The organism is Herbiconiux sp., from assembly GCF_004297105.1.
GTDB lineage: Bacteria > Actinomycetota > Actinomycetes > Actinomycetales > Microbacteriaceae > Herbiconiux.
This window is the reverse complement of record NZ_SCVE01000020.1, coordinates 73061-92845: the sequence shown is the minus strand read 5'-3', so window position 1 is coordinate 92845 and position 19785 is coordinate 73061. Positions and strand designations below refer to the sequence as shown.

The window sequence follows — 19785 nt, the reverse complement described above, 5'->3', positions numbered from 1 at the left end:
TATCTCCTTGATTGCCGGCGCTCAGAGAGCGGCCAGCGACGTCTTCGCGGCTTCGACGGCGGCTTCGGTGGTGATGCCGAACTCGCGGAACAGGGTCTTGTAGTCGGCGGATGCGCCGAAGTGCTCGATGGACACACTGCGGCCGGCGTCGCCGACGTAGGAGCGCCAGCCGAGGGCCAGGCCGGCCTCGATCGACACGCGGGCCTTGACGGCGGCGGGCAGCACCGACTCCTTGTACTCGTCGGACTGCTCCTCGAACCACTCGAGCGACGGAGCCGACACGACGCGGGCGTTGATGCCCTCGCCCTTGAGGATCTCGCGGGCCTCGACGGCCAGCTGCACCTCGGAGCCCGTGGCGATGAAGATCACGTCGGGGGTTCCGTTCGGCGCTTCGGCGAGCACGTAGGCGCCCTTCGAGACGTACTTCGCGGAGGCGAACACCTCGCCGGATGCTTCACCCTCACCGCGCTCGTACACCGGGATGTTCTGGCGCGTGAGCGCGATGCCGGCGGGGTTGTGGTGACGGCCGAGGATGGTCAGCCAGGCGGCACCCACCTCGTTGGCGTCGGCAGGACGCACCACGTCGAGGCCCGGGATCGCGCGGAGGGTGGCGAGCTGCTCGATGGGCTGGTGCGTGGGGCCGTCTTCACCGAGGGCGACGGAGTCGTGCGTCCAGACGAAGATCGAGGGCACCTTCATCAGGGCGGCCAGACGAACCGCGGGGCGCATGTAGTCGCTGAAGATGAGGAAGGTGCCGCCGAACGGGCGGGTCTTGCCGTGCAGAACGATGCCGTTCAGGATCGAGCCCATGGCGTGCTCGCGGATGCCGAAGTGCAGCACGCGCCCGTAGGGGTTGCCCGTCCACTCGTGCGTCGAGTGCTCGGCCGGAACGAAGGATGCGCCCGACTCGATGGTGGTGTTGTTCGACTCGGCGAGGTCGGCAGAACCGCCCCAGAACTCCGGCAGAGCCGGTGCGAGCGCGTTGATGACCTTGCCCGATGCGGCGCGGGTGGAGACCTCTTTGCCAACCTCGAAGACGGGGAGCACCGACTCGATGTCATCGGGCAGCTCGCCGGCCTCGAGTCGATCGAGCAGGGCCTTCTTCTCGGGGTTGGCGGCCGCCCAGGCGTCGAAGCCCTTCTGCCACTCGGCACGCTCCTCGGCACCCCGGGCCACGAGGCCGCGGGTGTGCTCGATGACCTCGTCGCTCACCACGAAGCTCTGCTCGGGGTCGGCGCCGAGAACCTCTTTGAGGCCCTTCAGCTCGTCGGCCCCGAGAGCGGATCCGTGGATCTTGCCGGTGTTCTGCTTCTTGGGCGACGGCCAGCCGATGATGGTCTTCAGGATGATGAGCGAGGGCTTCGAGGTCTCCGCCTTGGCGGCCTCGATCGCTTCGTAGAGCGCGTGCACGTCTTCGACGTACTCGCCCGTCTTCTTCCAGTCGACGACCTGCACGTGCCAGTGGTAGGCCTCGTAGCGGGCCTTCACGTCTTCGGTGAAGGCGATGTTCGTGTCGTCTTCGATCGAGATCTGGTTCGAGTCGTAGAACGCGATCAGGTTTCCGAGCTGCTGGTGCCCGGCGAGCGATGACGCCTCGCTGGTGACACCCTCCTCCATGTCGCCATCGCCGGCGATGACGTAGGTGTAGTGGTCGAACGGGCTGGTACCGGGAGCGGCATCGGGGTCGAACAGGCCGCGCTCGAAGCGCTGCGCGTAGGCGAAGCCCACGGAGGAGGCGAGACCCTGGCCGAGCGGGCCGGTGGTGATCTCCACGCCGTCGGTGTGGCCGTACTCGGGGTGGCCCGGCGTCAGCGAACCCCAGGTGCGGAGCGCCTTCAGGTCGTCGAGCTCGAGGCCGAAGCCGCCGAGGTAGAGCTGCACGTACTGCGTGAGCGACGAGTGGCCCACGGAGAGGATGAAGCGGTCGCGGCCGAGCCAGTGCTGGTCGGACGGGTCTTTGCGCATCACCTTCTGGAACAGGAGGTAGGCGGCCGGCGCGAGGGAGATCGCGGTGCCGGGGTGGCCGTTTCCGACCTTCTCGACGGCGTCTGCCGCGAGGATCTTGGCGGTCGTTACTGCCTTGTCGTCAATGGGTTCCCATTGGAGTGAAGCCACGAGGTATGGACCCTTCTCGATTTCATGCTGGCCCCGCGCACCCGGCGCAAGGCTTCTCGTCACCACGTCAGTGTCGCTCCTTAAGCATAGTGAGGCGGACGGGTCGACCGCCCCGATCCAATAGACTTGTGCCAGGGGACAGCAGCGGTAGGTAATGAGGAGTAATGGACGTAGCGGTTGACGGCCGGGTCGAGAAACGGCACATCAGCCCCGGCGAGAAGATCAAGGCGTACTTCGCCCTGACCAAACCGCGGGTGATCGAGCTGCTGCTCGTCACCACCGTCCCCGTCATGATCCTGGCCCAGGGCGGCATCCCGAACCTCTGGCTCGTGTTCGCCACTCTCATCGGCGGCGCGCTCTCTGCCGGCAGCGCCGGTGCGTTCAACTGCTACTTCGACCGCGACATCGACCGGGTGATGAACCGCACCTCGAAGCGACCCCTCGTCACCGGCGTTCTCTCCGACCGCGAGGCTCTCGTGTTCGCCTGGACGATCGGGGTCATCTCGATCGTGTGGCTCGCGGTGTTCACCAACATCCTGGCCGCATCGCTCTCGCTCGCCGCCATCCTCATCTACGTGCTGCTCTACACGTTGGTGCTGAAGCGCCGCACCCCGCAGAACATCGTGTGGGGCGGCACCGCGGGCTGCATGCCCGTTCTCATCGGCTGGGCGGCCGTCACGAACTCCCTCTCCTGGGAGGCGCTCATCCTCTTCGGCATCATCTTCCTCTGGACGCCGCCGCACTACTGGCCGCTGTCGATGAAGTACCGCGACGACTACAAGACCGCGGGCGTGCCGATGCTCGCTGTCGTGCGGGGTCGCGTCGTGGTGGGCCTGCAGATCGTGCTCTACGCCTGGGCGATGGTGGCCTGCTCGCTGCTGCTCATCCCGGTGGGCCACATGGGGATCGTGTACTCGGCCACCGCGGTTCTCGCGGGCGGCTGGTTCCTCTACGAGTCGCACCGGCTGTACTCGCGGTCGATCCGCGACCTCACGATCAAGCCGATGCGCGTGTTCCACGGCTCGATCACCTACCTCACCCTGATCTTCCTCGCCGTGGCCATCGACCCGCTGCTGCCGTTCTGAAGGGCGACGCCGTGAAGACCCCCTTCGGATGGCTCGCCGAACGAGTCACTCTCACCCCCCGTGCCCTCCGCTGGGGCACCACGGCCGCGCTCGTGGTCAGCATCCTCATCATCGTCACCGGGGGAGTCGTGCGCGTCACGGGCTCCGGGCTCGGCTGCCCCACCTGGCCGGCCTGTGAGACGGGGTCGCTCACCACCACGCCCGAGCTCGGCATCCACGGTCTCATCGAATTCACCAACCGGGCACTCACCGGCGTGCTGATCGCGGCGGTCGGCTGGGCCATCGTGGCGGCGCGGCTGCAGAAGCCGCGCGACCGCACGATGACGCGCCTCGCCTGGTCGCAGTTCTGGCTCGTGGTCGTGAACGCCCTCGCCGGCGGCGTCACCGTTCTCTCGGAGCTCAACCCCTACATCGTGGCCATGCACTTCGTGCTCGCCATCGCACTGCTCACCACCACCACGCTCACCTGGCACCGCGCCCACCGCGGGCAGTCGGCGGATGTCGCGTTCCCCCGTGCGGTGGGCGGCCTCGCCTGGGCCCTCGTGGTGGTGACGGCCGTGCTCATCCTGGTCGGCACCCTCGTCACCGGATCCGGCCCGCACGCGGGAGACTCCGCCGATGTGCCCCGCATGGCGTTCGTCTGGGAGCAGGTGACGGTGGTGCACGGTGTGCTCGGCACAGCCACCCTCGTGCTCGGCATCGTGCTGCTCGTGGCGCTGCAGCGCATCCCGGGCGCGCAGCTCGCCCGCCGGCGCGCGCTCACGTTCGTGGTGGTCGTCGTGCTCCAGGCCCTGCTCGGGGTCGGCCAGGCCCTGCTCGGACTGCCCGAGTGGATGGTGGTGCTGCACCTGCTCGGGTCGGCCCTCGTGTGGGTGGGCGTGCTCCGCGTGCTGCTCGACGTGCATCCGTGACTTTTCGCCCGGCGCGCTCTGGCCACGTATACAATGGAACCTCAGGAACACGCTCTTAACGCGTAGTACCACCCGACACACAATCCGCCCAGAATCGCGTCGCGACAGATAGTTCGCTGCGACCATGGAATGTCGGAGACCTCCGCCCGGTTGAAAGCGGAGGTTGTCAGCAGCAAGGAAGGGAGCGGTCATGTCAGACGTACTCATCGACCGACCGGAACTCGAGAACCTCGGGGTGTACGAGTTCGGCTGGTCCGACTCGGATGCTGCAGGTGCATCCGCTAAACGCGGCATCAACGAGTCCGTGGTCGAGAACATCTCCGCCCTGAAGAACGAGCCCGAATGGATGCTGAAGACGCGCCTCAAGGCCCTTCAGATCTTCGGACGCAAGCCCATGCCCACGTGGGGAGCAGATCTCTCGGGCATCGACTTCGACAACATCAAGTACTTCGTGCGCTCCACGGAGAAGCAGGCCCAGACCTGGGAAGACCTGCCCGACGACATCAAGAACACCTACGAGAAGCTCGGCATCCCCGAGGCGGAGCGTCAGCGTCTCGTTTCCGGCGTCGCCGCGCAGTACGAGTCCGAGGTGGTGTACCACCAGATCCGCGAAGACCTCGAGGCCCAGGGCGTCATCTTCATGGACACCGACACCGCGCTGCGCGAGCACCCCGAGTTCTTCACCGAGTACTTCGGCACCGTCATCCCCTCGGGCGACAACAAGTTCGCCGCACTCAACACGGCCGTCTGGTCGGGCGGCTCGTTCGTCTACGTGCCGAAGGGCGTGCACGTCGAGATCCCGCTGCAGGCCTACTTCCGCATCAACACCGAGAACATGGGCCAGTTCGAGCGCACGCTGATCATCGCCGATGAGGGCTCGTACGTGCACTACATCGAGGGCTGCACCGCTCCCATCTACAAGAGCGACTCGCTGCACTCGGCCGTGGTCGAGATCATCGTGAAGAAGAACGCCCGCGTTCGCTACACCACGATCCAGAACTGGTCGAACAACGTCTACAACCTCGTCACCAAGCGCGCCATCGCGCACGAGGGCGCGACGATGGAGTGGATCGATGGCAACATCGGCTCCAAGGTCACCATGAAGTACCCCTCGATCTACCTCGTGGGTGAGCACGCCAAGGGCGAGACGCTCTCGGTGGCCTTCGCGGGCCCGGGCCAGCACCAGGATGCCGGCGCGAAGATGATCCACATGGCGCCCTACACCCAGTCGTCGATCGTCTCGAAGTCGATCGCCCGAGGCGGCGGTCGCGCGGGATACCGCGGTGAGATCCGGATGTCGGAGAACGCCCACCACTCGGCCAACACCGTGCGCTGCGACGCTCTGCTGGTTGACACCATCTCGCGCTCCGACACCTACCCGGCCATCGACATCCGGGTCGACGACGTTCAGCTCGGTCACGAGGCGACCGTGTCGAAGGTGTCGGAAGAGCAGCTCTTCTACCTCATGTCGCGGGGTCTCCCCGAAGACGAGGCCATGGCCATGATCGTGCGCGGCTTCATCGAGCCCATCGCGCGCGAGCTGCCCATGGAGTACGCACTCGAACTCAACAAGCTCATCGAGATGGGCATGGAAGGCAGCGTCGGCTAGATGGCGGCACCCGAAATCACCGCACCTCTGACTGAGAAGGTGGCGGCCGTTCAGCACGGACTCCAGGCGCACTCCGACGGGGGCTCGGCCTTCGTGCCGGTTCAGACCCGCTCGGAGCGCTTCACCTCCACGTCACCCGATGACTTCGCGGAGGTCACGGGGCTCGAGTTCGAGTGGAAGTTCGCACCCCTCGCGAAGCTGAAGCACCTCACGGCCGAGTCGGTCGACGGCTCGCCCGTGGCCTTCAGCTACACCGAGTCGGGCGGCGCGACGGTCGACTGGATCGACCGCACGAACGCGCTGGTCGGTTCGGCGGGCGCTCCGGAGGAGCGCGCATCCGCGAACGCCTGGGCGAGTGTCGAGAAGGCTCTGCACATCAAGGTCACCGGTGAAGACGGCGCCGAGACCGTCGTGCGCCGAGACCGCTTCGACGGGTCACCGCGCGGTGCCCACATCGTGATCGAGGCTGTGCCGAACAGCAAGGGCACCGTCATCCTGGAGCAGTCCGGCGACGCGAACCTCACCGAGAACGTCGAGATCGTCGTGGGCGCGAACGCGCAGCTCACGGTCGTGACGGTGCAGGAGTGGAACGACTCGGCCATCCACCTCTCGAGCCACTTCGCCCGTGTCGGGCGGGATGCCTCACTGAAGCACGTGATCGTGTCGCTCGGCGGCTCGGTGGTTCGAATCAACCCCTCGATCCACCTGGTGGAGCAGGGCGCGTCGATCGACTCGTTCGGTCTCTACTTCGCGGATGCGGGCCAGTACTTCGAACAGCGGCCCTACATCGACCACGTGGCCGCCAACACCCGCAGCCGGGTCAACTACAAGGGCGCGCTGCAGGGCGAGGGCGCACACACCGTGTGGGTGGGCGACGTGCTCATCGGCCCGCACGCCGATGGCACCGACAGCTACGAGCAGAACCGCAACCTCGTGCTCTCCGAGGGAACGCGGGCCGACAGCATCCCGAACCTCGAGATCGAGACGGGCAACATCATGGGCGCGGGGCATGCCTCGTCGACCGGCCGTTTCGACGACGAGCAGCTCTTCTACCTGCAGTCGCGCGGCATCAGCGAAGAGGAGGCCCGCCGCCTCGTGGTGCGCGGCTTCCTGGCCGAGATCATCCAGCAGATCGGTTCGGAGTCGCTCGAGGCACGCCTCTCGGAGGCGATCGAAGCCGAGCTCGTCGCATCCCAGGCGGTGTGACCGATGGCTGAGAGAGTCTGTGCATTCGACGACGTGCCCGTGAACCAGGCACTGCGCGTCGTGGTGGGCGGCGTGCCGATCGCGCTCGTGAAGGATTCCGCGGGGGAGTGCCACGCCATCGGCGACACCTGCACCCACGGCGACATCTCACTCGCCGAGGGCTTCGTGGAAGACGACGCGCTCGAGTGCTGGGCCCACGGCTCCAAGTTCTCGCTCGAGACGGGCAAGCCCATGACGCTGCCCGCCTACGAGCCTGTTCCCGTCTTCGCGATCGAAGTCATCGACGGGGACATCTACATCGACCCAACCGTGACGAAAGTGATTGATTAGCATGTCGGTTCTGAAGATCGAAGACCTCCGCGTGAGCGTTGAGACCGAACAGGGGACCAAGCAGATCCTCCGCGGCGTCGACCTCACCATCGGCGAGGGCGAGACCCACGCCATCATGGGCCCGAACGGTTCCGGCAAGTCGACGCTCGCCTACGCGATCGCCGGGCACCCGAAGTACCACGTCGAGGGGGGCTCCGTCACCCTCGATGGTGTGGAGATGCTCGACAAGACGGTCGACGAGCGCGCCCGCGCGGGCCTCTTCCTGGCGATGCAGTACCCCGTCGAGATCCCCGGGGTCTCCGTGTCGAACTTCCTGCGCACGGCGAAGACCGCCATCGACGGTGAGGCGCCCGCCATCCGCGGCTGGATCAAAGACCTCGACGCCTCGATGCAGGCTCTGCGCATGGACAAGTCGTTCCGTGAGCGCAACGTGAACGAGGGCTTCTCGGGCGGCGAGAAGAAGCGCAATGAGATCCTGCAGCTCGAGCTGCTGAAGCCGAAGTTCGCGGTTCTCGACGAGACCGATTCCGGGCTCGACGTCGACGCGCTCAAGATCGTGTCGGAGGGTGTGAACCGTGCCAAGCAGAACACCGGCCTGGGGGTGTTGCTCATCACCCACTACAACCGCATCCTGCGCTACGTGAAGCCCGATTTCGTTCACGTGTTCGTCGCCGGAAAAGTGGCGGAACAGGGTGGCCCCGAGCTCGCCGTGCGCCTCGAGAACGAGGGATACGATCGCTTTCTCGAGACGGCGAACGTAGAATAACGATATGGTCACGACACTGGCACCCCAGCGCTTCGACGAGATCGAAGAAGCGCTCAAAGACGTGATGGACCCGGAACTCGGCGTGAACATCGTCGACCTCGGCCTCATCTACGACCTCGGCTGGGACGACGAGCAGAACGCCCTCGTCATCTCGATGACGCTCACGAGCGCCGGATGCCCCCTCACCGACGTGCTCGAAGAGCAGACGGCCGAGGCACTCGACGGCGTGGTGGAGCAGTTCCGCATCAACTGGGTGTGGATGCCGCCGTGGGGTCCCGACAAGATCACCGACGACGGTCGCGACATGATGCGCGCGCTCGGCTTCTCGATCTAGCCTCTCTCCGCGGAGTTCTCCAAACGTCGCGGCAACCTCGCCCTCTGGGGCGCCGGTTGCCGCGACGTTTGTCGTTGTCCGAAGTCGCGTCCTCTCCTGCACCGATGGCGGTGGGGGGCGGATGTCCCCAGACCGGGTTCTGGGGCATCCGTCGGCCGATCCACCACTCAGGATTGCGGCATGCACACAGTGGAGGAGACGGTGGTCGCGCTGGGCGGGCTCGCGTCGTGCGACGAATTGCGGGCGCACGGCCACAGCCTGCGCGACATCGACCGGCCCGTGCGCTCGGGTGCCCTCCTGCGGGTGCGGCGCGGTTGGGTGAGGCTTCCGGATGCGCCCGCGGATGCAGTGGCCGCTGTACGCCTCGGCGGCATCCTCAGCTGCACGACGGCGCTTCGCCGCCACGGGATCTGGGCGGGGATCGACGATGGGCGGCGGCATGTGCGGGTGCCTCGCTACGCAAAGCTGCCGGCGGCGGCGCACGGGGTGACGTTTCACCGGTCACTCCAGCTCGTGGGTCTTCCCCCGCCCCGAGGAGGTATCGATGCAGCGAGCTGGGCGCTGGCCCAGGCCGTGATGTGCGAGAGCAGGCTCGATGCCGTCGCATCGCTCGACTCCGCACTGCACACGGATGCGGTGCGTCCTCGGCAGCTCGAGTCCGTGATGGAACAGTTGCCGGGGCGCTATCGGCGGTACCTCGAGCTGACGGACCGGCGTGCCGACTCCGGAATCGAGACCCGCGTTCGCCTGGGGCTGCGGGCGGTGAACATCCCGTTCCGCATTCAGGTCGAACTTGTGGGGATTGGACGGGTCGATCTGCTCGTGGGGGAGCGCCTCGTGATCGAATGCGACGGGCGCGAGTGGCACTCCGACGACCAGGCCGTGAAGAAGGACTACGAGCGCGACCTGGGGGCTGCCGAACGGGGGTATCTCGTGCTGCGACTGAGCTACGCGCAGGTGATGTTCGAGTGGCCGCGGGTGGTGGCGGTGGTGCGGGCCATTGTCGCCCGTGGAGAACATCGGTGGTCGGCGCGCCACCGAAGGGGAGCGGTGGTGACGCCGTGAGTGCAGTGGGCCGGCGTTCGCGCCGAAAGGGGAAGAGGCGTTCGGGCTGCGGACAACGGCAAACGTCGCGGCAACCGGCGCCCCAGAGGGCGAGGTTGCCGCGACGTTTGGCGAAGTCCGCGGGTAGCGCGGCGAGGCCGCGGGGCGGGCTACTTCTTGAAGCGGTCGGTGAGCTTCCAGGCGAGCGGGATGATGCCCGCGGCCAGGAGTGCCTTGATGATGCCGCCGATGATGAAGGGGTAGAGGCCGGCCTGCAGGGTCTGCTCGAGGTTGAGGCCGAGCGAGGCGGCCAGCCAGGGGAGACCGATGGCGAAGGTGATGCCGGTGCCGGCCATGAACGAGACGAAGGCACCGAGGAACCGGCGGTCCCACTGACGCTGGGCGAGCCAACCGGTGAGGCCGGCGGCGAAGATGAAGCCGATGATGTAGCCACCGGTGGGACCGGCGACCACGTGCCATCCGGAAGCCGCCTCGCTGAACCACGGCACACCCACCACGCCGAGCAGCGCGTAGGCGACCATGGCGAGCACGCCGCGCACGGCGCCGAGCGTGGAGGCCACGAGCAGGACGGCGAGTGTCTGTCCAGTGATCGGAACCGGCCACAGGGGAACCGCGATCTGAGCCAGAAGACCGGTGAACGCGGCACCGCCCGCGACGAGGAGCACGTCGGAGAGGACGCTCCGGGCGACCAGGCGATCGGCGAGCGTGGGGCGGCCGGCGGCCAAGGACAGAGTGGACATGCAGTCTCCTTCTCGGTGCGGGACGCCCGGCGCTGATGCAAGGCGATTGCGCGGACAGCGAGCAGCGGTCAGCCGGCGGTGTCCCTCGAAATATACTAGAAGACACCCCCCACCCCTCGCGTTGTGGAAACGCAACGAAAGAATTGGATATTTCTGTGCTCAGCGTTTCAGACCTGGCCATCCGGGTCGGCGCACGAACCCTCATGGAGGACGTGTCGTTCCGCGTCGGTCCCGGCGACAAAGTCGGACTGGTCGGCCGTAACGGAGCCGGCAAGACCACCCTCACCAAGGTGCTCGCCGGTGACCTCCAGCCCGCCGACGGTGCCGTGCACCGGTCGGGCGAGCTCGGCTATCTCCCCCAGGATCCACGGTCGGGCGACCCCGAGGAGCTGGCGCGCACACGCATCCTGAACGCCCGGGGTCTCGGGTCACTGCTCGAGGGCATGCACGAGTCGTCCATGGCCATGGGGTCGGATGACCCGGCCGTGAGCGCTGCGGCCATGAAGAAGTACGGCAACCTCACCGAGCGCTTCGACGGACTCGGCGGTTACGCGGCCGAGGCGGAGGCGGCATCGATCGCCAGCAACCTCAGCCTGCCCGACCGCATCCTCGACCAGCCGTTGAAGACGCTCTCGGGTGGTCAGCGGCGCCGTATCGAGCTCGCGCGCATCCTGTTCTCCGACGCGGAGACGCTGATTCTGGATGAACCCACCAACCACCTCGACGCCGACTCGGTGGTGTGGCTGCGCGACTTCCTCAAGAACTACAACGGCGGCTTCATCGTGATCAGCCACGACATCGAGCTCGTGGGCGAGACGGTGAACCGCGTGTTCTATCTCGACGCCAATCGCCAGGTGATCGACGTCTACAACATGAACTGGCGCAACTACCTCAAGCAGCGCGAGGCCGACGAGGAGCGTCGCAAGAAGGAGCGCGTCAACGTCGAGAAGAAGGCAACCCAGCTGCAGATGCAGGCTGCCCGGTTCGGCGCCAAGGCATCGAAGGCCGCGGCAGCCCACCAGATGGTGGCGCGCGCCGAGAAGATGCTCTCGGGTCTCGAGGAGGTGCGCGAGGTCGATCGTGTGGCCAAGCTGCGCTTCCCGACCCCTGCCGCGTGCGGCCGCACTCCGCTGATGGCCTCGAACCTCTCGAAGAGCTACGGCTCGCTCGAGATCTTCACCGCGGTCGATCTGGCGATCGATCGCGGCTCGAAGGTGGTCATCCTGGGCCTGAACGGTGCGGGCAAGACCACGCTCCTGCGCATCCTGGGTGGGGCCGACAAGCCCGACACCGGCCAGATCGAGCCCGGCCACGGCCTGCGCATCGGCTACTACGCCCAGGAGCACGAGACCATCGACGTCAAGCGCTCCGTGCTCGAGAACATGGTGTCGGCATCGCCGAACCTCACCGAGACCGAGGCGCGGCGCGTGCTCGGCTCGTTCCTCTTCACAGGCGACGACGGTCACAAGCCCGCCGGCGTGCTCTCGGGCGGCGAGAAGACGCGCCTCGCTCTGGCGATGATCGTGGTGTCGGGTGCGAACGTGCTGCTGCTCGATGAGCCCACGAACAACCTCGACCCCGCGAGCCGCGAGGAGATCCTGGATGCGTTGGCCCACTACGAGGGCGCCGTGGTACTCGTGAGCCACGACGAGGGCGCCGTGGAGGCGCTCAACCCCGAGCGCGTGCTCATCCTGCCCGACGGCGTCGAAGACCACTGGAACAAGGACTACGCCGACCTGATCTCGCTGGCCTAGGAGCGCCCGCTCGGTTCCGTTCGGATCAGTTCCTCGTGTCGAGGATCTCGTCTTCGACGTCGGCGTCCGACTTCTTCGCACGCTTCTTACGCTCGCGCTCCGCCGCGCGTTCCTGCTCCTCGGGGTCGTCTTCGTTGATGCGCCGGTACTCCTGGCGCACGATGTATGCGAGACCGACGAAGCCCAGCAGGCCGAAGCAGAACCACTGGAACGTGTACGAGAGGTGGGCACCCTCATCCGGTTGCGGCTTCGTGACGGCGGTGGGGCGCTCCGCGGGAGCCGGATCCTCCGACGCGAGCAGACCGTAGGCCGCCGTGTAGGTGGGCAGGCCGACCTGGTCGGCGAGCACCGGGAGTTCGATCGTGGCGATCTGACCCGCGACCGCGCCCCGGTTGTCGAGGTGCGGTTCGCCCGCCTTCAGCCGGGCGACGACCGTCACCGTGCCCGTGGGAGCGGCGGGGATGGCATCCGGCACATCCTGCTCCTGGCCCGTGGGCACCCAGCCGCGGTCGACGATGAACACGTCGCCGTTCTCGAGCCGGAACGGCACGAGAACGTCGAAGCCGACGTCGCCGCCGAGCGGGCGGTTGCGCACGAGAACCTGGTCGTCGACGAGGTAGGTGCCGGTCATCGACACGGTGAGCCATTCCTGTGAGACGTCGTAGGAGTCGAGTTCGGGCAGCACATCGGCCAGTGGTGTCGGCTCGGCATCGAAGTTCGCCGCGACGCGGTTGATCTCTGCCACGGCCTCATCGCGCCGGGCCAGCTGCCACATCGCGAGCAGCACGCACACCAGGGCGAACACGATCGTGAGAGCCAGGTAGCCCGCCCAGCGACGGGAGAGAAGAAAGCGCCACCCCATCACGCGCTCGCCTTCTGCGGGAGCACCTCGAGAGGAAAGTCACGCGCGCCGAGGAATTCACGGAGGAAGTCCACGTGCTCCTCACACGCCAGCCAGATCTTGCGGCGGTCTTCCGTGTGGATCTTGGGGTTGCGCCACTCGATCCGCCACTGCGCCGCCGCGCGGCATCCTGCCCGCGAACACTCCTCCGCGCCGGGTTCGAGACCGAGCGAGATCACGGACGCGGGCCTGTCTCGGGCCCCACCGAACCGGCCGGGCCGGCCGCACCCGCGGGCCCGTCGGGGCGGCGGTAGACCTCGATCGCGGTGGGCCGCTCGGCATGACTCACCCAGGAGGTGCCGACATTGCCGAGGACCACGGCGAAGTAGGGAAGGAGGATGGCGCCAGCCGCGCACACCGCGAGCCACCAGCCCTGCACGAACAGCATGAGCACGAGGCACACGATGCGGATGCCCATGGTAACGAGGTATTTGGTCATACGCGATCGCCGCTCGTCTTCGGGAGAGCGAGGGATGCTGGTGACGGACTGAGCGGACTGCTTCATGATGTGCCCATAGCCTACGCTTCACCGACTGCTTCTAAGCTGGTACCCGCACCGCAGTCACCTCGAAGTTAGGACCGCCCTCCCGTGAGCACCACGACCACACCCCGCACCGTTCTCATCACCGGAGGCAACCGAGGCATCGGCTACGCCCTCGCCGAGGAGTTCGTGGCCCAGGGCCACCGGGTGGCCGTGACCTCGCGCTCGGGCACCGGGGGGCCGGATGGCGCCCTCACCGTCGCCGGCGACGTCACCGACGGCGCATCCATCGATGCGGCCTTCGACGCCATTGAGGCGGAGCTCGGACCGGTGGAGGTCGTGGTGGCGAACGCCGGGATCACTCGCGACACGCTGTTAATGCGCATGTCGGAAGACGACTTCACCTCGGTGATCGACACGAACCTCACGGGAGCGTTCCGCGTGGTGAAGCGGGCCTCGAAGGGCATGCTGAAGGCCCGCTTCGGTCGGATCGTGCTGATCTCGAGCGTTGTCGGGCTCTACGGGTCGGCCGGACAGGTCAACTACAGCTCGTCGAAGAGCGCCCTCGTGGGCTTCGCCAGATCGATCTCGCGCGAACTCGGCGCCCGGGGGATCACCGCGAACGTCGTGGCACCCGGATTCATCGAGACCGACATGACGGCCGAGCTTCCCGAGGCGCAGCAGGCCGAGTACAAGAAGAACATTCCGGCGGGGCGGTACGGGTCGGCTTCCGAGGTCGCGAAGGTGGTGGCCTGGCTCGCGAGCGACGACGCCGCGTACATCACGGGGGCCGTCATCCCTGTCGACGGTGGCCTCGGAATGGGGCACTAGCCCTCCCTCGGGTTGCCACAAGTTGTGGCAAGTCGCCCCTCGGCCCAACAGTTCGCGTCACGTCGATCGATGGCGGCGTGAGCGATGCACTCGAGTTGCCACACGTTGTGGCCACCCGGCGCCACTTGCCACAACGTGTGGCAAGTCGGTCGGGGTCGGTCAGCCTCGGAGGCCCAGGAGGGGGAGGAGCTGGCTGAGGTCGCGCTCGTCCATGACGAGGTCGGCCTGCTGGCGCACCAGGGGGCGGGCGTCGAAGGCCACGGAGAGACCCGCCACCTCCATCATGCGGAGGTCGTTGGCGCCGTCTCCCACCGCGACGGTCCGCGCGAGCGGGATTGCTCGGGCATCCGCCCATTCCATGAGGGCGTCGGCTTTGCTCTGGGGGTCGATGATGGGGCCCGAGACCTCGCCGGTGAGCCGGCCGTTCATCACGCCCAGACGGTTGGCCCGCCAGTGGTCGAGGCCGAGTTCTTCGGCCAGCGGGTCGAGCACCTCGTGGAAACCACCGGAGACCACGCCCACGAGGCTGCCGTCGGCGTGGAGGGCGGCGATCATCTCGGGAACCCCGGCGGTCACGCGGATCTGGCTGCGCACCTCCTCGAAGCAGGTGTCGGAGAGGCCCTCGAGCAGGGCGACACGGGCCTGAAGGCTCTGGGCGAAGTCGAGCTCGCCGCGCATGGCGCGCTCGGTGATCTCGGCCACCTGCGCATGGCACCCGGCGAGGTCGCCGAGCATCTCGATGACCTCGTTCTCGATCAGGGTCGAGTCGACGTCGAGCACCACGAGGAAGCGCGCCGACGCGAGCTGCCCGCCCAGCGACCGGGCCTCGGATGCCTCGTGCTCCAGCACCTCTGACCTCATGTCACTCCGCCCCTAGGGAACGACGCGCACTCCCTTGCCGACCACGGTGATTCCGGAATCGGTGACCGTGAAGCCGCGCTCCCGGTCGCGATCCGGATCGACGCCCACCTGGGCGCCGGCCGACACGACGACGTTCTTGTCAAGAATAGCCCGGCGCACGATGGTGTCGGGTTCGATGTGCACGCGGTCGAAGAGAACCGACTGCTGCACGAGGGCACCCGAGTCGACGATGGTCCAGGGGCCCACGACACTGCCCTCGACCCGCGCACCCGAGATGAGACATCCGAGCGACACGATCGACTCCACGGTGACACCGGGGTTGCCTTTGCTGTCGCGCACGAACTTGGCGGGCGGCGAGTTGAGCTGCTGCGTGTAGATGGGCCAGCGCTCGTTGTAAAGGTTGAACACCGGCAGGGCCGAGATGAGGTCTTGGTGGGCGTCGTAGAACGAGTCGATGGTTCCCACGTCGCGCCAGTAGTAGCGGTCACGGTCGGTGGAACCGGGTACGTCGTTGCGGTTGAGGTCGTAGACGGCGGCGTTGCCGGCGGCCACGAAGGCGGGGATGATGTCGCCGCCCATGTCGTGGCTCGACTCGGGTTTCTCGCCGTCGCGGATGACGGCCTCGATCAATTGGTCGGCGTCGAAGATGTAGTTGCCCATGGAGGCCAGAACCTCGTGCGGCGCATCAGCGAGGCCCGTGGCATCCTTCGGCTTCTCGAGGAATTCGGTGATGAGGGTGGCGTCGTCGGGATCGGTCTGGATGACCCCGAACTGGTCGCTCAGCTCGATCGGCTGCCGGATGGCGGCCACCGTCGCCCCCTTGCCCGATTCGATATGGGCCTGGATCATCTGCTCGAAGTCCATGCGGTAGACGTGATCGGCACCCACCACGACCACGATGTCGGGCTTCTCGTCACGGATGAGGTTGAGCGACTGCAGGATGGCGTCGGCCGAGCCGCTGAACCAGCGCTTGCCGAGGCGCTGCTGAGCAGGCACCGAGGCGATGTACGAGTTCAGCAGACCGTCGAGGTGCCAGGTCTGCGACACGTGGCGGTCGAGGGAGTGCGACTTGTACTGGGTGAGCACCACGATCTGCCGCAGGCCGGAATTCACGAGGTTCGACAGTGCGAAGTCGATGAGGCGGTAGCCGCCCCCGAACGGGACGCCGGGCTTGGCTCTGTCGGCCGTGAGGGGCATGAGGCGCTTGCCCTCACCTCCGGCCAGAACGATGCCGAAGATCTTCTTTGATGGTGCCATACCCCCAACCATAATGAGGTTTCGGCCGCGTGGTACTACCGTTCAACTATGCGAGTCGATGTGATTTCCCGAGAGTATCCGCCCGAGGTCTACGGAGGTGCCGGAGTGCACGTCGCGGAGCTCGTGAAGGGCCTCCGCACGCACCTCGACGTGATGGTGCGGTGCTTCGGCGCTCCGCGCGACGAGCCCGGCGTCTTCGCCTACCAGGTTCCCGACGAGCTGCAGGGCGCGAACCCCTCGCTCACGACGCTCGGCGTCGATCTGCAGATCGCCCAGGCCGTCATCGGCACATCCCTCGTGCACTCGCACACCTGGTACGCCAACGCGGCCGGCCGGCTCGCCGCTCTTCTCCACGATGTGCCGCACGTGGTGTCGGCGCACTCACTCGAGCCGTTACGCCCGTGGAAGGCCGAACAGCTCGGCGGGGGCTACCGCATCTCGTCGCTCATCGAGAAAGACGCGTTCGAGTCGGCGGATGCGGTGATCGCGGTGAGCGACGGCATGCGCCGCGACATCCTGCGCTCGTACCCGGCGCTCGACGAGCAGAAGGTCACCACGGTCTACAACGGCATCGACCTCGAGAAATGGCGCCCGACGGATGACCCGTCGGTACTCGCCCGGCTCGGCATCGACCCGTCGCGCCCCACCGTGGTGTTCGTGGGGCGGATCACGCGGCAGAAGGGTCTGCCGTATCTGCTGCGCGCGCTCGCGATGCTGCCCTCCGACGTGCAGGTGGTGCTGTGCGCGGGTGCGCCCGACACGCCCGCCATCCTCGAGGAGGTGAGCTCGGCGGTGCGCACCCTCCAGGAGACGCGCACGGGCATCATCTGGATCGAGGAGATCCTGCCGCAGCCCGAGCTCGCCGCGGTTCTGACCGCCGCCACCGTGTTCGTGTGCCCCTCGGTCTACGAGCCCCTCGGCATCGTGAACCTCGAGGCCATGGCTTGCGGGCTGCCCGTGGTGGGCACCGCGACGGGCGGCATCCCGGAGGTGGTGGACGACGGCGTGACGGGCCTGCTCGTGCCGATCGACCAGCTGCAGGACGGCACGGGCACCCCGACCGACCCCGACCGCTTCGTGTCCGACCTGGCGGCGGCGCTCACCGACATGCTCTCCGACCCGGCCCGGGCCGCCGAGATGGGTCGAGCGGGCCGCCGCCGCGCCGAAGCGGAGTTCTCGTGGTCACGAATCGCCGAGCAAACGGTGGGCATCTACAAGTCGCTCGTGTGAGGCCGCGGGGCACTCACGCAATCCCTCCCGCTTGTTGCTCGTAGGGTCGAGGGCTGATTCTTTCCGCGGCGACTGCGCAGCCCTGGGCCGTCGAGCACAGCCCGCGGTTCTCGTTCTCGTGGACGGGTGTTGGTGAGAGTGCGTGCCGACGTCTTGGCGGGATGCTGGCTCCGATAGTCTTTTCTCATGCCCACAGTGCTCGATCTCGAAGACGTTTCCGTTGTCCGCGATGGGAATCGCATCCTCGAATCCGTGAACTGGAAAGTGGATGGCGATCAGCGCTGGGTGGTGCTCGGGCCGAACGGCGCGGGCAAGACCACGCTGCTGCAGATCGCCGCAGCGATGAGCCATCCCTCGGGTGGAGTCGTGCAGGTTCTCGAGGGCACTCTCGGCCAGGTCGATCTCTTCGAGCTGCGGCCGCGCGTCGGGTTCGCCTCGAGCGCGATGGCCCGTCGTTTCCCGGCCAACGAGACCGTGCTGAACGTCGTGCTCACCGCGGCGTACTCGGTCACCGGCCGGTGGAACGAGGAATACGAAGACATCGACATGCGACGCGCCCAGCGCGTGCTCACCGAGTGGAAGCTCGACCACCTCTCCGACAGGCTCTTCGGCTCGCTCAGCGACGGCGAGCAGAAGCGCGTGCAGATCGCCCGGTCGGTCATGACCGACCCCGAGCTGCTGCTGCTCGACGAGCCCGCCGCCAGCCTCGACCTCGGTGCCCGCGAGGAGCTGCTTCAGCTGCTCGGCGGCTACGCTTCGGCTCCTGAGGCACCGGCGATCGTGATGGTGACGCACCACGTCGAGGAGATCCCGGTGGGCTTCACGCACGCCCTGCTGCTCAACAAGAGTGGCATCGTGTCGGCCGGCCCCATCGATGAGGTGCTGACATCCGCCAACCTCGAGACCACGTTCGGGCTGCCCATCACACTGAGCGAAGAAGACGGTCGCTATTCCGCCCGCGCGGCGTGAGCTATCTGCTAAACTCTCTAGCTGGCCCGTCTGGCCGCCGATTTCATCTGTTCCACTCCCCATGCTGTGAATCAAGGACACCACTATGAAGACTGACATCCACCCCGAGTACGCTCCCGTGGTCTTCCGCGACCTCGCGTCCGGCGCCACGTTCCTCACCCGTTCGACCGTCTCGTCGGCGAAGACCATCGAGTGGGAAGACGGCAACACCTACCCGGTCATCGATGTCGAGATCTCGTCGGAGTCGCACCCGTTCTACACGGGCAAGCAGCGCATCCTCGACTCCGCCGGTCGCGTCGAGAAGTTCAACACCCGCTACAAGGGCTTCGGCGGAGCCATCAAGTAGCTCACGCTTTCCGCAATCACACGCACGGATGACCCCGTCGGCCTCGGCCGGCGGGGTTCTTCGTGTTCGGGGCTTCGCACCGTACGTGAGGACGCAGCACCGGGGTGGCCAGAAACGACGGAACATGTCGGCGGATTCGGACTCAGACTCCGCCGTCGGCCGAATTTCGCCTGAAACTCCGTCGTTTCAGACGGAGCGGGCGCCGCTCAGGGGCGGGCGACCGCCGGCCAGCCGCGGCGGGCCGTGAACGCGGGGTCGCGCGTGCGGCGCATGTAGTCTTCGAAGCTGTCGCACTGGGCATCGTGCCAGGCCGACTGAGCGTCGTGCAGGTCGCTGGCCGAGAGGTCGAGCTCCGCGGCATAACGACGGGCGATCGCCTGTGCCACGCGACCGGCGGCGACCGCGTCGGCGCCGGCGTCGTGAGCGTCGGTGAGCGACACTCCGTAGTAGTCGGATGCGGCGGTGAGCGTTCGCTTGCCCTTGCGGTAGCGGTCGACCTGCTTGTCGATGACGAGCGGGTCGATGACGGGGGAGACCGTCTCGAGCGGGGCCACGTCGTGGCGGCGCGCCTCGCGGTCGAGCAGCGTGAAGTCGTAGGGGGCGTTGTAGACCACGAGGGCGTAGCCGTCGGCGAGGGCTTCGCGCAATGACGCCACGATCTCGGCGACGACCTCCCGGGCCGGCCGGCCCTCCGCCTGGGCCCGTGCCGTGGTGACGCCGTGCACCGCCGTGGCCTGCTCGGGGATGTCGACGCCCGGATCGGCCAGCCAGTCGGAGCGGTGCTCGATCACACCGTCGGCATCGAGGAGACTGACGTTCGCCGTGACGATACGACTGGTCTCGACATCGATTCCCGTGGTCTCGAGATCGAACACCGCCAGCCTCTCGGCCCACGCGGGCATCGGCGCATCCAGCACCATCGGCCGCTCGACCTCGTGATCGAGCACCGCCACGGCGACCGGCTCGGCGGATGCGCCGGACCGCGCCTCGCGGT

Annotated in this window: 21 protein-coding genes; 13 read left to right on the top strand and 8 right to left on the bottom strand. The window is 67.1% G+C overall.

The window, feature by feature from the left end; all coding sequences use genetic code 11:
- Positions 1-21: 21 nt before the first annotated feature.
- Positions 22-2115: a transketolase gene (gene tkt / locus EPO52_RS16550; protein ID WP_290808791.1), complete on the bottom strand. Its 2094-nt coding sequence runs from the start codon at positions 2113-2115 to the stop codon at positions 22-24.
- A 164-nt stretch (positions 2116-2279) separates the two neighbouring features.
- Here tkt and EPO52_RS16545 point away from each other — a divergent pair, with 164 nt between their 5' ends.
- From EPO52_RS16545 to EPO52_RS16510, 8 genes are all read left to right on the top strand, one after another.
- Positions 2280-3200: a heme o synthase gene (locus EPO52_RS16545; RefSeq protein WP_290808789.1), complete on the top strand. Its 921-nt coding sequence runs from the start codon at positions 2280-2282 to the stop codon at positions 3198-3200.
- Between the two features lie 11 nt (positions 3201-3211).
- A complete protein-coding gene (locus tag EPO52_RS16540) occupies positions 3212-4111 on the top strand; it encodes a COX15/CtaA family protein (protein WP_290808787.1) in 900 nt (299 codons plus the stop codon).
- 190 nt (positions 4112-4301) lie between these two features.
- Entirely contained in the window at positions 4302-5720 is a 1419-nt protein-coding gene (sufB, locus tag EPO52_RS16535) for a Fe-S cluster assembly protein SufB (RefSeq protein ID WP_290808786.1), read from the top strand.
- Positions 5721-6926, top strand: coding sequence for a Fe-S cluster assembly protein SufD (gene sufD, locus EPO52_RS16530; protein ID WP_290808784.1), 1206 nt, complete (start codon positions 5721-5723; stop codon positions 6924-6926).
- A 3-nt stretch (positions 6927-6929) separates the two neighbouring features.
- Positions 6930-7256 carry a non-heme iron oxygenase ferredoxin subunit gene (locus tag EPO52_RS16525; protein ID WP_290808782.1) on the top strand — a complete coding sequence of 109 codons (327 nt, stop codon included), beginning with the start codon at positions 6930-6932 and terminating at the stop codon, positions 7254-7256.
- Position 7257: 1 nt separating this feature from the next.
- On the top strand, positions 7258-8022 hold the full coding sequence (sufC, locus tag EPO52_RS16520; protein WP_290808780.1) for a Fe-S cluster assembly ATPase SufC: 765 nt from the start codon (positions 7258-7260) through the stop codon (positions 8020-8022).
- Between the two features lie 4 nt (positions 8023-8026).
- Positions 8027-8356 carry a metal-sulfur cluster assembly factor gene (locus tag EPO52_RS16515; RefSeq protein WP_290808778.1) on the top strand — a complete coding sequence of 110 codons (330 nt, stop codon included), beginning with the start codon at positions 8027-8029 and terminating at the stop codon, positions 8354-8356.
- Positions 8357-8536: 180 nt separating this feature from the next.
- A complete protein-coding gene (locus EPO52_RS16510) occupies positions 8537-9421 on the top strand; it encodes a DUF559 domain-containing protein (protein WP_290808776.1) in 885 nt (294 codons plus the stop codon).
- Positions 9422-9570: 149 nt separating this feature from the next.
- Here EPO52_RS16510 and EPO52_RS16505 read toward each other — a convergent pair whose 3' ends face one another.
- Positions 9571-10161: a biotin transporter BioY gene (locus EPO52_RS16505; protein WP_290808774.1), complete on the bottom strand. Its 591-nt coding sequence runs from the start codon at positions 10159-10161 to the stop codon at positions 9571-9573.
- Between the two features lie 155 nt (positions 10162-10316).
- Between EPO52_RS16505 and EPO52_RS16500 the strand changes: the two genes are divergently transcribed.
- On the top strand, positions 10317-11915 hold the full coding sequence (locus EPO52_RS16500) for an ABC-F family ATP-binding cassette domain-containing protein (RefSeq protein WP_290808772.1): 1599 nt from the start codon (positions 10317-10319) through the stop codon (positions 11913-11915).
- 25 nt (positions 11916-11940) lie between these two features.
- Here EPO52_RS16500 and EPO52_RS16495 read toward each other — a convergent pair whose 3' ends face one another.
- The 3 genes from EPO52_RS16495 to EPO52_RS16485 are packed head-to-tail and all read right to left on the bottom strand — an operon-like array spanning position 11941 to position 13321.
- On the bottom strand, positions 11941-12777 hold the full coding sequence (locus EPO52_RS16495; RefSeq protein ID WP_363340714.1) for an SURF1 family protein: 837 nt from the start codon (positions 12775-12777) through the stop codon (positions 11941-11943).
- Positions 12777-12995: a hypothetical protein gene (locus EPO52_RS16490; RefSeq protein ID WP_290808768.1), complete on the bottom strand. Its 219-nt coding sequence runs from the start codon at positions 12993-12995 to the stop codon at positions 12777-12779. Before EPO52_RS16490 ends, EPO52_RS16495 begins: the two co-directional genes overlap by 1 nt.
- Positions 12992-13321, bottom strand: coding sequence for a DUF3099 domain-containing protein (locus EPO52_RS16485; protein WP_290808766.1), 330 nt, complete (start codon positions 13319-13321; stop codon positions 12992-12994). Before EPO52_RS16485 ends, EPO52_RS16490 begins: the two co-directional genes overlap by 4 nt.
- Before the next feature lie 84 nt (positions 13322-13405).
- Here EPO52_RS16485 and fabG point away from each other — a divergent pair, with 84 nt between their 5' ends.
- Positions 13406-14128 (top strand): 3-oxoacyl-ACP reductase FabG, encoded by a 723-nt coding sequence (fabG, locus tag EPO52_RS16480; RefSeq protein WP_290808764.1) that lies wholly within the window; start codon positions 13406-13408, stop codon positions 14126-14128.
- A 159-nt stretch (positions 14129-14287) separates the two neighbouring features.
- Here fabG and serB read toward each other — a convergent pair whose 3' ends face one another.
- Positions 14288-14989 (bottom strand): phosphoserine phosphatase SerB, encoded by a 702-nt coding sequence (serB, locus tag EPO52_RS16475; RefSeq protein ID WP_290808763.1) that lies wholly within the window; start codon positions 14987-14989, stop codon positions 14288-14290.
- Positions 14990-15001: 12 nt separating this feature from the next.
- Positions 15002-16246, bottom strand: a complete 1245-nt coding sequence (locus EPO52_RS16470; protein ID WP_290808761.1) for a glucose-1-phosphate adenylyltransferase — start codon at positions 16244-16246, stop codon at positions 15002-15004.
- Between the two features lie 48 nt (positions 16247-16294).
- On the opposite strand from EPO52_RS16470, the gene glgA reads away from it, so the two are divergent.
- The 3 genes from glgA to EPO52_RS16455 all read left to right on the top strand — a co-directional run bounded on the left by glgA (position 16295) and on the right by EPO52_RS16455 (position 18791).
- Positions 16295-17476, top strand: a complete 1182-nt coding sequence (gene glgA, locus EPO52_RS16465; protein WP_290808760.1) for a glycogen synthase — start codon at positions 16295-16297, stop codon at positions 17474-17476.
- A gap of 186 nt (positions 17477-17662) precedes the next feature.
- Entirely contained in the window at positions 17663-18445 is a 783-nt protein-coding gene (locus tag EPO52_RS16460; RefSeq protein ID WP_290808758.1) for an ABC transporter ATP-binding protein, read from the top strand.
- Positions 18446-18530: 85 nt separating this feature from the next.
- Positions 18531-18791, top strand: coding sequence for a type B 50S ribosomal protein L31 (locus tag EPO52_RS16455; RefSeq protein ID WP_290808756.1), 261 nt, complete (start codon positions 18531-18533; stop codon positions 18789-18791).
- 206 nt (positions 18792-18997) lie between these two features.
- Here the strand turns inward: EPO52_RS16455 and EPO52_RS16450 are convergent, their stop codons facing one another.
- Positions 18998-19693 carry an exonuclease domain-containing protein gene (locus EPO52_RS16450; RefSeq protein WP_290809254.1) on the bottom strand — a complete coding sequence of 232 codons (696 nt, stop codon included), beginning with the start codon at positions 19691-19693 and terminating at the stop codon, positions 18998-19000.
- Positions 19694-19785 lie beyond the last annotated feature (92 nt).

Excerpts from the sequence above, each read along its gene's own strand:
- EPO52_RS16545 (WP_290808789.1), top strand. The coding sequence starts at position 2,280 with ATGGACGTAGCGGTTGACGGCCGGGTCGAGAAACGGCACATCAGCCCC.
- sufB (WP_290808786.1), top strand. The coding sequence starts at position 4,302 with ATGTCAGACGTACTCATCGACCGACCGGAACTCGAGAACCTCGGGGTG.
- sufD (WP_290808784.1), top strand. The coding sequence starts at position 5,721 with ATGGCGGCACCCGAAATCACCGCACCTCTGACTGAGAAGGTGGCGGCC.
- EPO52_RS16525 (WP_290808782.1), top strand. The coding sequence starts at position 6,930 with ATGGCTGAGAGAGTCTGTGCATTCGACGACGTGCCCGTGAACCAGGCA.
- sufC (WP_290808780.1), top strand. The coding sequence starts at position 7,258 with ATGTCGGTTCTGAAGATCGAAGACCTCCGCGTGAGCGTTGAGACCGAA.
- EPO52_RS16515 (WP_290808778.1), top strand. The coding sequence starts at position 8,027 with ATGGTCACGACACTGGCACCCCAGCGCTTCGACGAGATCGAAGAAGCG.
- EPO52_RS16510 (WP_290808776.1), top strand. The coding sequence starts at position 8,537 with ATGCACACAGTGGAGGAGACGGTGGTCGCGCTGGGCGGGCTCGCGTCG.
- EPO52_RS16505 (WP_290808774.1), bottom strand. The coding sequence starts at position 10,161 with ATGTCCACTCTGTCCTTGGCCGCCGGCCGCCCCACGCTCGCCGATCGC.
- EPO52_RS16495 (WP_363340714.1), bottom strand. The coding sequence starts at position 12,777 with ATGGGGTGGCGCTTTCTTCTCTCCCGTCGCTGGGCGGGCTACCTGGCT.
- EPO52_RS16485 (WP_290808766.1), bottom strand. The coding sequence starts at position 13,321 with ATGAAGCAGTCCGCTCAGTCCGTCACCAGCATCCCTCGCTCTCCCGAA.
- serB (WP_290808763.1), bottom strand. The coding sequence starts at position 14,989 with ATGAGGTCAGAGGTGCTGGAGCACGAGGCATCCGAGGCCCGGTCGCTG.
- EPO52_RS16470 (WP_290808761.1), bottom strand. The coding sequence starts at position 16,246 with ATGGCACCATCAAAGAAGATCTTCGGCATCGTTCTGGCCGGAGGTGAG.
- glgA (WP_290808760.1), top strand. The coding sequence starts at position 16,295 with ATGCGAGTCGATGTGATTTCCCGAGAGTATCCGCCCGAGGTCTACGGA.
- EPO52_RS16460 (WP_290808758.1), top strand. The coding sequence starts at position 17,663 with ATGCCCACAGTGCTCGATCTCGAAGACGTTTCCGTTGTCCGCGATGGG.
- EPO52_RS16455 (WP_290808756.1), top strand. The coding sequence starts at position 18,531 with ATGAAGACTGACATCCACCCCGAGTACGCTCCCGTGGTCTTCCGCGAC.
- EPO52_RS16450 (WP_290809254.1), bottom strand. The coding sequence starts at position 19,693 with ATGCCCGCGTGGGCCGAGAGGCTGGCGGTGTTCGATCTCGAGACCACG.